Here is a 12,605-nt window from a genome sequence, read left to right on the forward strand (position 1 = left end):
TCGTTACTCAGCGAAGACGTGCCCGTATTCCTGTGCTTCCGGCCGGGGCAAGCGCGCCCGACAGTCCACCCTGATCTGGTGTGCGCCGCCGTCGTCATGGAGCGTCAGTGCGCTGCCGCTGACGGGCTCGCCGTTGATCGTCATGGATGTCGTCGCCGAACTGCCCTGGCGGATATCGAAGTGGTAGAAGGTCTGGCCGAAGCGATACTGCAGCGTAAAGCCTGACCAGTCGGGGTGCATCAGTGGTTCAATCGTCAGGGTCTGGCCGATGCGTCGAACCCCTAGCAGGGACTCGACAATCAGGCGGTACATCCAGCCAGCGGAGCCGGTGTACCAGGTCCAGCCACCGCGTCCGGCGTGGGGTGGCGTGCCGTACACGTCGGCGGCCATGACGTAGGGTTCGACTTTGTAGGTGTCGATTCGCAACTGGTTCGCAGGGTCGGCAGGGTTGATCAGACTCAGCACGTCCCAGGCCTGAACGACTTCTCCCAATCGGGCGAAGGCCATCGCGGCCCAGACGGCGGCATGTGTGTATTGACCGCCGTTCTCGCGTACGCCAGGCACATAGCCTTTGATGTATCCGGGATCCAGACTGCTTTTGTCAAACGGTGGATCGAGCAGCAGCACCGCACGAATGTCGCGTTTGATCAGGTGTTTGTCCAGTGACTGCATGGCCTGAAGCTGACGGGCGGGCGAGCCTGCCCCGGACAACACAGACCAGCTTTGTGCAATCGAGTCGATGCGGCATTCCTCGTTTGTGGACGAGCCGAGCAACTGGCCGTCATCGAACCAGGCACGCCGATACCAGGCGCCATCCCAGGCGTTCTGGTCCAGGGTGCGGCGCAACAGCTGCGCGTTGTCCCTGCAGCGACTGGAGAAGGCGAAATCACCATGCAGATGTGCCGTTTCGGCAAACTGCTCCAGCACCTGATAACCAAAGAAACCCAGCCATACGCTTTCCCCCTTGCCCAGATGACCGACGCGATTCATGCCGTCGTTCCAGTCACCGCAACCCATCAACGGCAAGCCGTGGTGGCCGCGACTCAGGCTGTGTTCGATCGCGCGCACGCAGTGCCGGTACAGCGACTCCTGCAGCGTGGAGATCCCGGGCTGGTCGTAATAGGACTCTTCGCCCACCGCCAATGGCCGTCCTTCCAGGTAGCCGGCCGGCTGGTTCAGAACGTCGACGTCCCCCGTCATGTCGACGTAACGACTGGTGGCGGCGACTAGCCACAGGAAATCGTCGGAGCAGGCGGTGCGTACGCCACGGTTCATCGGCGGATGCCACCAATGCTGCACGTCACCTTCGGCGTACTGATGACCGGCGCACAGCAACAGATGAGCACGAACCGCCGTCGGATCGGCATGAATCATCGCCATGCTGTCCTGGAGTTGATCACGAAATCCGACGGCGCCGCCCGACTGGTAATAGCCGCTGCGGGCCAGAAAACGACAGGCAATGACCTGATACATCAACCAGCCATTCACCATGACATTCACTGCAGGCGTCGGCGTGTCGATCTGGATCACGCCCAGCAACGATCGCCAGTGGTCCCGAACTTTCTGCAGCTCCGTCGCGGCCGCCTGACTGCCGCGGAACTGTTGAACCCGTTGAGTGGCGGCCTGTGTCGAGGTTTCCGCGCCCAGACGCAGGATGACTTCCTTGCCCTGACCGTCCGCCATGTTCACGTGCACCTGCAACGCTGCGCAGGGGTCCAGACCACCGCCCACACGGCCGGACAGGCCGGCATGGCGCATGGCGGCCGGTGAGGCCAGTGTGCCGCTACGCCCCAGGAATTCGGTGCGATCCCCGGTGATGCCGTGGTCGATCGTATCGGTGTCGAAGAACGCCACGCGGTCAGAGAACTCCACGGAATAGGCATTGCGCGCAAACAGCGCACCACTCACGGGGTCGGACTGGGTGACCACGTGCATCGCTGATTTGCTACGCAGATCCCCCAGCACCCATTCCGCGTAGCCGGTCACCGACAAGGAGCGGGCGCGCCCGGAGCGGTTGGTCAGTAGCAGTCGCGAAAACTTGATGGGCGCCTCCAGCGCCACATAGACCCATAGCTCACTGTGAATGCCGTCTTCCTCGTGCTCGAAGACGCTGTAGCCGAAACCGTGCCGGGTACGGTAAGGGCCGGAACCCGGACAAGGCTGGGGAGTGGCCGACCAGAAGTGACCGGTCTCTTCGTCACGCAGGTAAAGCGCTTCGCCGCTGCGGTCGGTAACCGGGTCGTTGTGCCAGGGCGTCAGGCGAAACTCATGCGCGTTTTCAGCCCAGGTATAGGCGCCGCCTGCTTCGGAAACCACGGTGCCGAGTTGCGCGTTGGCCAGCACGTTGACCCAGGGCGCGGGCGTCGGGTGAGTGGCAAGGCCTGAAATGATGTACTCGCTGCCGTCGGCGTTGAAGCCGCCATAGGCATTGCCCAGCAGCAGGGCGGGCTGAGTCGTCTTGGTCGTGCGCGACATTGGCACATATGGCCGGGTCGCGACGAATGGCGGGTGCACGGGCGAAACCCTGCGCCGATGAATCTGCTCGGCCAGCGTGTCGTACCCTTCGCTCAGCACCAGCCTGGCCACTGACAATACCAGCACCCGGTCCTCGGCCGATATCTGCTGGGCGGGTCGTACGAAGATGCCGCCTGGACGATCCAGCAACGTGGCTTCGCTGCCCGAGGTGATCAGCCCCATGATTGCGTCCTGCAACTGCTGGCGATAGCCCGCCTGATCCTCATTCCAGATCAGCAGGTCGACCACCAATCCTTTCTGTCGCCAGTAGGCATGGGCCTGAATCATCTGTTGCACCCATTGAATGTTGTCCAGGCTTGAGATCTGCAACAGCACGATCGGCAGGTCCCCGGAAATCGCCTGACCCCACAGGCCGGTCTGATTGCGTCGATTGGCTATCAGCACCTGGTTGTCAGCGCGCATCGAGGTGTTGGCATACAGCAACGAGGACGCCATCTGCTCGAACAGTCGAGCGTCGGGCAACGAGGCATTGAGCTGGCGCAGCAGCACCTGACTGTGGGTCCACGACAGGTCGAACACGCGGTCGGCGAGGTGACGGTCGCGGTATTTGTTGATCAACGACAGGCACGCTTCGCGGCTGTCAGCGACGCCTGTGACCAGATCGATGGTGGCCTGCTGCCCGGGCTGCAGCGTGATCCGGCAGCGAATCGCGACCACCGGGTCGAGTACCGGTCCGGCCGTGTCAGACAGTGTTTCGCACAGAACATCCAGCGCCTGGGGCGCGACCAGGCTGCGACCGCGCCCGATAAAGCGCATGCGATCGGTTTCATAGGAAATCGCATCGATGTCGGCACCGTGCGCGGCCAGCAAGTGGCACATCCAGGGCGTAGGTTCATCGCTGGCGCGCGGTCTGCGGCTGCACACAATGGCTTGCAACGGGCGCAGCAGTTCGGTCTGTACGAACAGCTTGCTAAACGCCGGATGCATCGCGTCGCTGCTTGCGGAGGTGAGTACGACTTCGGCGTACGTGGTGATCTCGATGGTTTTTGCCGACGACGCCCGATTGGTGAGATGAAGGCGCCGCAACTCGATGTCGTCCTCAGGCGAGACGACGATCTCAAGATGTGTATCGAAATCCAGATTACGGGCCCTGAATTCGGCTCGCGAATCGCTGAAGATGGCTTCGTGGCTTTCAGGCTGTTGCAAGGTGGGTTGGTGCGTCACCGACCAGACGGTCGAAGTTTCGACATCCCGCAGGTAACAGAACATGCCCCAGTTGTCCTGGGTCGTGTCCTCTTGCCAGCGTGTCACCGCCATGTCGTGGCGGCGACTGTAGCCGCCGCCACCGCTGGTGAGCATGACGTGATAGCGACCGTTGGACAGCAGCTGTACCGCAGGGCGTTTGCGGCCCGGATCGGCAAAGATCCGCAGTCCCGGGTCCTGAGCGTGGTCGCCGGGTATCGGCGACTGCGCGGCTTGAAGATAGGGTGCAGCGGCCCTGGGAACCCGCTCCTGCAACAACAGCAGTGCCGATTGCAGCGATGGATCGGCTTCGAAGCGTCGCTGCATGGGTTGGTCCAGCAACACACTGGTCAGGGCCAGCAGGCTCATGCCCTGATGATGCGCCATGAACGACTGGACCACGGCATACGGCTGGCCGCGTGGCAGACGCGCCTCGGTGTAATCCACCGCTTCGTACAGCCCGAAACGACCGGCCGAACCTTGCTGGGCAAGGCGTTGCAGGTTCTTGCAGGCCGCCTCCGGGTCGATCATCAGCGCCAGGGCGCTGGCGTAAGGCGCGATCACCACATCCTCGCTCAGCCCGCGTTTGAGCCCCAGGCCCTGAACCCCGAAGGCGCGGTATTGATAGTTGAAATGGGCATCCAGGGTGTAATACCCCGACTCGGAAACGCCCCACGGAATACCCAGCGCATGGCCATGTTCGATCTGCACCGCGACGGCGGCGCGGCACGTCTGATCCAGCAGGCTGCCGTCGTAGTTGGGCATCACCAGCATGGGCATCAGGTACTCGAACATCGAGCCGGACCAGGAGAGCAAGGTCGGCGTCCCGGCGTTTTCGCCGAGCAATCTCCCCAACGTGAACCAGGCCCTCTGCGGGATCTGCCCTTGGGCGATGACCACGAAGTTGGTCAGACGCACTTCAGAGGCCAACAGGTCGTAATAACCGGTGTCGAGCCGCCGTTCATCGACGTTGTAGCCGATGACAAACAGGTCACGTTGACTGTCGTACAACAGGGAGAAATCCATCCGGGCCATCGAGGCGGCGAGCTGACTCAGCCGCTCCACGGTCCCGAGGCACTCTTGGGCGGTCCGCTGAACCTGCATGACGTCGGCCTGGTGCGCCGTTTCCCAGTCATCGACGTTCAGGCACGCCAGCTCGCGCAAGGTCCGGGGAATGGGACGCGCGCCAACCCGAGGCGCCGGGAGCCGGAAGCGTTCCAGCTCCTGCGTCCAGTCGATGCATTGGCGGGTGAACGCTTGCAGCCAGTACGTGCCTTCTTCATCACTGCCCGGATCCGTGCGTGAAACCATGGCGCGCGCCGTGTGCAGCAGGTCGCTCAAGGCGTCGACCTCCGGCGCCAGCGAGGCCCGATCGAAGCCTTTTCTCAACTGTTCCAGCGGGTACTCGTCGCTCCCACTGGCGCGCTGGACTTCTATCAACGTGTCCAGCGTATCGCGCAAGCCCTCGATCACCTTGACGCCGAACATCGGCGCATCCGTCAGTTGCGCAAGCCCGGCTTGCAGCGTCAGCAACAGTCCGGCCAGGTTGCCGCTGTCGACGGTGGACACATACTGTGGCTTCAGGGGTTCGAGCGTGCGGGTGTCATACCAGTTGTAGAAATGCCGCTGATACGTTTCCAGTCCGCTCATGCTGTCCAGCGATGCGGCGAGGCGTGTCAACAGGCGCTCGGTGCTCAGGTAACCGAAGTCGTGAGCCGCCAGGTGCGCGAGCAATGACATGCCCATATTCGTTGGCGAAGTGCGGTGGGCGATGGCCGGTTTCGGGGCTTCCTGGATGTTGTCGGGTGGCAGCCAATGGTCGTCCGGCCCGACATACTGGTCAAAGAAGGCCCAGGTCTTGCGGGCCAGTATTCGCAGAAAGCGTAGCGCCTCGGTCGACGGCGTGAACACCGATTGACGCGGCGCTGAACTCAGGCGCCAGGCAATCCACGGCCCCATCAACCACGCCAGCAGCAGCGGGGCGGCCATCGCCAGGGTCAGCGGATCGGTGCTCAGCAAGGCGATGGCGATCACTGCCGTCGCTGGCGCGATCCACATCAACCGGTAGAACCCTGCCAGTCGGCTGGCGGCCAGGCGCTCGACCTCTCGGGACGGCTGCCACTGCAGCAGCAGGCGTCGGCTGAATCCCAGTCGCCACAGCGACCGCAGGATCGCATCCGTGCTGTAGAACATTTCGAAGGGCAGCCAGACCAGCGTCAGGCAGGCGCGGGCCAGGTCCTGACCCAGATCGCCGGCCAGTGCCTGGACGTGCTGCCGGTAGGGAACGGCGGTCGGCGGTGGCTGCATCAGTTCGGTGAGGGCGCGAAGCAGTGGCTGAACGACCAGCAATCCGACCACGGTCAGTGTCCAGCCCAACGGCTCGTTGCTGAACAGCCAGGCCCAACCCAACATCAGCATCGTGGCCAGCGGTTCGAGGCTGCGTCGCAGGTTGTCGAGAATTTTCCAGCGCGCCATGACGCCGAGCCGGTTACGTGTCCAGCCGCCGCTGGCATCCCGCGCCCAGGGCCATAACCAGGGCAACAGTTGCCAGTCGCCACGGATCCAGCGATGCCGGCGTTTGACGTCTGCGCCGTAGCGCGCGGGGTACTGCTCGTACAGTTGCACATCACTCAGTAGACCGGAGCGCGCATAGCAACCTTCGATCAGGTCATGGCTCAGGATCTGGTTGTCCGGCAGGCAGCCCTCCAGCGCCCGGGTGAACGCATCGACCTCGTAGATGCCCTTGCCGATGAATGAGCCTTGCTGAAACAGGTCCTGATAGACATCCGATACCGCTCGGGTGTAGGGATCGACACCAGCATCGCTGCCAAACAGTCGCGCATAGGCCGAGCGCGTGACGCTGGTCAGGCTGATGCCGACGCGCGGCTGCAGAATGGCGTGCCCGGCGAGGATGTGGACACCCGTGGCATCGAACACCGGCCGATTCAGCGGGTGCATCATCGCCGCCACGCAATGGCGAGCGGCATCCCGAGGCAGCAATGTGTCCGTGTCCAGGGTGATCACGTAGCGAACGTTCTGTAACGGCGTAATGTCTCCGACGATGGCGTTGAAGGACGCCTGTCCGCTGCCGCGTAACAGTGCATTGAGTTCGATCAACTTGCCGCGTTTGCGCTCGTATCCCATCCACACCCGCTCCCCCGGGTTCCAGCAACGCGGGCGATGCAGCAGGAAAAAGTGATCCTCCGCGCCTTCGGCACCTTGCGCGTACTTGCGGTTGAGCTGGGTGATTGCCTGGCTGGCGTGGGCAATCAGTTCTGCGTCCTGCGGCAGGGTCTGCTCTGCTGCGTCAAGGAAGTCGCTGAGCAAGGCGAAGTGCAGATTGGCATCGCGGTTGGCGAGAAACCGCACTTCGAGGCCTTCCACCAACTCGTCCACATCGGCCAGGTTTGCGATCAGCGTGGGGATGACCACCAGCGTGCGCGCGGTGTCGGGAATCCCGCGCTCGTAATCCATTTTCGGCAGAACGGAGGGCGACAGGCTGAAGGTCACCAGCCAGTTGATCAGGCTGATCGCCAGGCGGCTGGTCATGATCAGGCAGGGCACGGCCAGCACCAGCAAGGCGACGTCCGGCATGCGGTCCCGGTGCGCGGAGGCCAGTAAGGGCGAGGCGAAGATCATCGTCAGCAGTGACACGGGCGCCAGATAAAACACCAGCGGTGAGCGCTGTAATAACCGTTTCCAGCGCTCATGAACCGGCACACGGGCATTCAGGCTGCGCTCCAGAAGCGGCAGTCCGGCGCTGACCAGGTAATACCCGACATGACGCGCGAGCACGTCGCAAGACACAGAGGCGGCTTCGGTTGTGGCGAGGGTGATCGCCGCGCGCGCCACCTGAATTTCCGAGTGCTGCGGGCTCCGACGTGCCAGTCGCTCGATGACATGCCGATAACTGTCCCGTGTGCCGAAATCCATGGCCCGGTACACCGCAGCCGGGTCTTCGCTCAGTATCTGTTCGACGTGGCTCATCGATTCGACGAACTCGCGCCAGTCGGTCGCTGATAACAGGCGCAGGCTGCCGATGCTGTTGCTGATGGAGACCTGGTCCGCCGCCTGCTGTTGGGCATCGATCTGAACCTGACGCTCGATGCTGGAACCGGTCTCGCCCAGCACCTGTTCGATCCAGTTCAGCGGCAGGGCGAGGGACGCACTCTGCCCCTGCAGACGTCGCGTGAACTCGGCCACGAAGGCAGCGGACATGGGCGGGGTGGAACGAGCCATGTCGGCGACCGTGAGCACCAGGCTTTTGACGTCGCGCTCAGAGGTCTCGATCAGGCGCTCGGCCCAGTCATTGGCCAGACTCCGGTCGTCCGCATTGGCCATGACCCGTGAGGCGACCCGGCGCAGGTTTTCGATCAGGGCCAGACGCAACATGATAGGGATGGCCCAGAGTTCCCCAAGGGCCAGCGGCATGACGGTCTGATAGGAAAAGATGAAGCGGCTGAGGCTTTGCTCGTCGACACGTCCGTCGCCATGGGAAATGGTTTCCAGGGCGATGTCATAAACCCTCGGCAGGCCGGCGGAGGCGCCGTTCATCAACCGTGGCAGTTCCCGGCTATAGCCTTTAGGCAGGTGAGTTTTCGCGGTGCGGATGTGGTCTTCAATCAGGAAAAAGTTGTCCAGCAGCCATTCCGCCGCCGGGGTAACGCGTCGGCTGGACAGTTGTGCTTCGGCCAGCGCCGTACAGCTTCGCTTGAGCAGCGCTTCGTTGTCGTCCAGCCTGCCGAGCATCGCATCCCGCGCGGACATTGCGGTGAGTCGATGCTGCCCCGCCAGGGCAATCCCGTGGTCAGCCATCTGGTCGGCGCTGAACAGCTCCGAGCGCAGGATGGGCTCATATTCGAAGCGGGGGAGGGAAAATGAACCGGTTCGATAAAACCCGGACGAGCGAAGGAGCACTCTCCGTATGCGTGTCCATATGCTGTTCATAAGGTCCTGAGCCTGAAACGCACGGGCTTGGCTGCGTGCATTTTAAAAGGTGCACTGACGTCATGCGCCAGCACCGAGCAGCGCCTTATAGGACGAAGCTTTGCAGCGACGAGTGTGAAGTTTTCGAGGGTTGTCCGTCTGTGCGCTGGCACACATAACGGTGTCAGGCTAAAAGAGTCGGGGCTACCGTTGCGCCATTTACCACGACGCCTTGCAGGTTGCCGACTGTCCGTAATTCCCGGGACATCGGTGAAATCGCTCCCGCACTTATCGTTATAAGCCTAAGGTCATCAAAGAGGTCACTGGGTCAATAGGGAGTGTTAAACATGGCGTACGATACGAGCGTTGTGACGAGGTTCGATGATGAGACCAAAGCACTCAGTGGGGATTACTGGCTTGAACCCATGCGAGATGGATCGCCCATGTTAATCCGTGAGCTGGCTGCCCGAGACCGCGAACGTGATTTTGTTTTTTTTAAAGAGTTAGGGTCGGGCACGCCGCACTTTCGGTTTCTCGCCTCGTTCAGCGAATGTGAAGGCACACACGACCAGCTCATGGACGTGAGCTTGCCCAATCGTATGGCGTATATCGCGCTGGCATACGAAGGCACTGAGCTTAAAGAGATCGGCATGGCACGGTACGGCGCTTTCGAGGGGGATGCCCATTGTGAATTCGCGGTGGCGGTGTCCGAAAAGTGGCGACGCAAAGGGGTGGCGTCCGCCCTGATGCAGCATTTGATGGACACGGCAAAACGGCAGGGTTTTCAAAAAATTTCGTCGATGGACGCGTCCAACAACCGGCCCATGGACGGGTTGGCGATAAGCTTGGGGTTCGACTGTCGAAATAACGACGAGCATGGTTTAAAAATTTTTCATGAATACGAGCTGCGGTAACCCGCCTGTTAACCACGAACGTTAGAACACGCCATCGTAGAACCTGCGCTTTCTTTTTCAAACGCGAGTGGGTTCACGCTCGCGTGTTTTTTCATTCGTTTAACCATGCCCTGTTGCCCGTCAGCACCCTGTTGACTTCAGGCACTTACCCGGCGGCATCGCGGGGATGCTGGCCGTCAAATCAGCTGCCGTTTCGTCACTGTGCCTGTCGCCAGGTCCTGATTTGTTCAAGCGTGGCGGTCGCGCCGCCGCAGACCACCATCAGGACGTTGTCATACCCGTTCAACAGGGTCGGCGAATAGCCAAGTGACAAGGCGGCGCCACATGCAGGCTCGACGAGCAGCCGGTGGTCGGTCAGAAAGCGCTCGCAGGCATCCAGGGCGTCCTTGTCGCTGACCACCACGCTTTCGATCCGGTGGTTGTCGAGGTACGCCACGGACTGGCTGCACACGCGTTTGGCCCCCAGCGACGTGGCGATGGAGGTAATCGCCTCGATTTCCACTGGCGCCTGTGCCAACGTCGCGGCCCGGAAAGATGCAGCGCCTTCGGTTTCCACCGCGATTACCGGCACGTCACCCCAGCCGTTGCGTTGCAGGCCTTCGATCACCCCGCACAGCAATCCACCCCCGCCGACCGACAAGACGACGGCGCCGGGTTTTCCGGTTGTCCTGGCGACCTCGTCGATCATGCTGGCGTGGCCGGTCCACAGCAGCGAGTCGTCGAAAGGATGAATGAACGCATCGCCCGAGGCGATCAAGGTGTGGGCCAGTTCGTTGGCTTCTTGCCAGGAGCCACCGTGAACGATGACCTGCGCGCCTTCAAGTCTCAGCAGCTCCCTGGCCCTGTCGGTGGTGGTTTCCGGCACGACAACCGTCACCGCCGTGCCCAGAAGGCGCCCGGCGTAGGCGACGGCCAGCCCGGCATTGCCGCCGGAGGATGAGATAAATCGCCTGGCGCCCCGACCATGGTGAACCTCGCAGGCATGCCCCACGCCACGCAATTTGAAAGAGCCGCAGGGCTGAAGCGCATCGAGTTTCAGGTTGACCGTGCGCTGGGCAACGGCGCTCATCGGACGTGATTCAATCAGCGGTGTTTCAATGTGCAGGGGCATGACGGAGCGACTTCCAGGCAGGGGTGGTCGATGGATTTACAGACACCAGGTCTACGGTCGAACACCGTAAGCGAGGCGCTTGTTCAACGCAATCGATCACCCACTTCTTCACCGTTCGGGCGTGCTCAGTTGATGCGGGGATGCTGCTGCACCAGTTCTTTGCGTTTGGCTTCCAGCTCGGCAATCTGGGCGTCGATGTCCTCGATCTTCTGTTCGATGTTGTCGTGGAAGTCTTCCAGCAGCTCCTTGGCTTCTTCGATGTTGGACGCAGCAGGGGCGGCGCCGCGCAGTGGCTTGTTGGCGGTTTCTTTCATCGTGAGGCCCGTGATCAGACCAATCACCGCCACGAACATCAGGTAATACGCCGGCATGTACAGGTTGTGGGTGGTTTCCACCAGCCATGCAGCGAGGGTCGGGGTCAGTCCGGCGATCAACACAGAGACGTTGAAGGCGCTGGCCAGTGCGCTATAGCGTATGTGCGTCGGGAACATCGCGGGGAGCGTGGACGCCATGACACCGATAAAGAAGTTGAGGACCACGGCGAGGATCAGCAACCCGGCGAAGATCAGTCCGATCTTGCCACTGATGATCAGCATGAACGCCGGAATCGCCAGCAGGAACAGCGCAATGCTGCCGACGATGATGAACGGCCGACGGCCGATCTTGTCGCTGATGAAGCCGATCAGCGGCTGCACGAAGAGCATGCCGACCATGATCGCGATGATGATCAGCACGCCACGGTTTTCGCTGTAATGCAGGTTATGCGACAGGTAACTGGGCATGTAGGTGAGCAGCATGTAGTAGGTGACGTTGGTCGCCACCACGATGCCGATGCAGGTAATCAGGCTGCGCCAGTGCTTGGTCGCGACTTCCTTGAACGACACCTTCGGGCCGCCCGACAGGCCTTCGCGATCCCCTTGTTCGAGCTTTTCGACGTGCTGCTGGAACGCCGGTGTCTCCTCAAGGGCGTTACGCAAGTACAGCCCCAGCATGCCCAACGGCAGTGCGAGGAAGAACGGTAAGCGCCAGCCCCACTCCTGGAATTTTTCTTCGCCCATGACCGCCGAGATCATCACCACGATGCCTGCACCGAGTACGAAACCGGCAATCGAGCCGAAATCGAGCCAACTGCCGAGGAAGCCGCGTTTGCGGTCGGGGGCGTATTCGGCCACGAAGATCGAGGCGCCCGTGTATTCGCCACCAACCGAGAACCCCTGAGCCATCTTCGCCAGCAACAGCAGGATCGGCGCCCAGATACCAATCGACGCATAGGACGGGATCAGGCCGATGGCCGTCGTGCTCAGCGACATGATCACAATCGTTGCCGCGAGGACTTTCTGACGACCGTATTTGTCGCCCAGCGCGCCGAAAAACAAACCACCCAGAGGACGGATCAGGAAGGGCACCGAGAACGTCGCGAGTGCCGCGACCATCTGCACTCCAGGGTCGGCACCGGGAAAAAACACCTTGCCCAGGACGTAGGCGACGAAGCCATACACGCCGAAGTCGAACCACTCCATGGCGTTGCCCAACGCCGCTGCGGTGATCGCTTTACGCATTTTTGCGTCGTCAACGATGGTGATGTCGCTCAACCCGATCGGGCTGACTTTTTTCTTGCCTGATTTCATTTCAATCACTCTTTTGCGGAACGGTGTTGCTGCAAACGCTGGCGTCGACCTCGCCACTGAGCACAGCGATCAGCCGTGAGGTCGATGAAAGCGATTGGATGGCACGTTATTTCCGATCAGATACGAGCACACACGAAATAATTCAGCTCAGGCCGGTATTTTTCGTCCTGGGACGAGGCATACGATATGGCACCGGCGAGATGTCACGGGCCGTAGGGGCCGCGCGACGCGGTGCCGGACCAGCCTGACCGATGCGCCGGTGACGCCATCTGACGCTTCCTTCTCGTGCAATCCCTCCAGAACATGAAG

At 61.6% G+C, this 12,605-nt stretch carries 4 protein-coding genes; 1 reads left to right on the forward strand and 3 read right to left on the reverse strand.

Going from position 1 to position 12,605, the window contains the following annotated elements; genetic code table 11:
• Positions 1-3: 3 nt before the first annotated feature.
• Positions 4-8,664: a glycoside hydrolase family 94 protein gene (locus BMY73_RS04660; RefSeq protein ID WP_092405351.1), complete on the reverse strand. Its 8,661-nt coding sequence runs from the start codon at positions 8,662-8,664 to the stop codon at positions 4-6.
• Between the two features lie 326 nt (positions 8,665-8,990).
• On the opposite strand from BMY73_RS04660, the gene BMY73_RS04665 reads away from it, so the two are divergent.
• On the forward strand, positions 8,991-9,557 hold the full coding sequence (locus BMY73_RS04665; protein ID WP_092405353.1) for a GNAT family N-acetyltransferase: 567 nt from the start codon (positions 8,991-8,993) through the stop codon (positions 9,555-9,557).
• Between the two features lie 196 nt (positions 9,558-9,753).
• Here the strand turns inward: BMY73_RS04665 and BMY73_RS04670 are convergent, their stop codons facing one another.
• Together BMY73_RS04670 and proP are read right to left on the reverse strand one after the other, a co-directional pair.
• On the reverse strand, positions 9,754-10,668 hold the full coding sequence (locus BMY73_RS04670) for a pyridoxal-phosphate dependent enzyme (RefSeq protein ID WP_092405355.1): 915 nt from the start codon (positions 10,666-10,668) through the stop codon (positions 9,754-9,756).
• A 125-nt stretch (positions 10,669-10,793) separates the two neighbouring features.
• Positions 10,794-12,296 carry a glycine betaine/L-proline transporter ProP gene (gene proP, locus BMY73_RS04675; RefSeq protein ID WP_092405357.1) on the reverse strand — a complete coding sequence of 501 codons (1,503 nt, stop codon included), beginning with the start codon at positions 12,294-12,296 and terminating at the stop codon, positions 10,794-10,796.
• Between the last annotated feature and the right edge of the window lie 309 nt (positions 12,297-12,605).

This window comes from Pseudomonas sp. NFACC02 (genome assembly GCF_900110765.1).
Taxonomy (GTDB): Bacteria; Pseudomonadota; Gammaproteobacteria; order Pseudomonadales; family Pseudomonadaceae; genus Aquipseudomonas.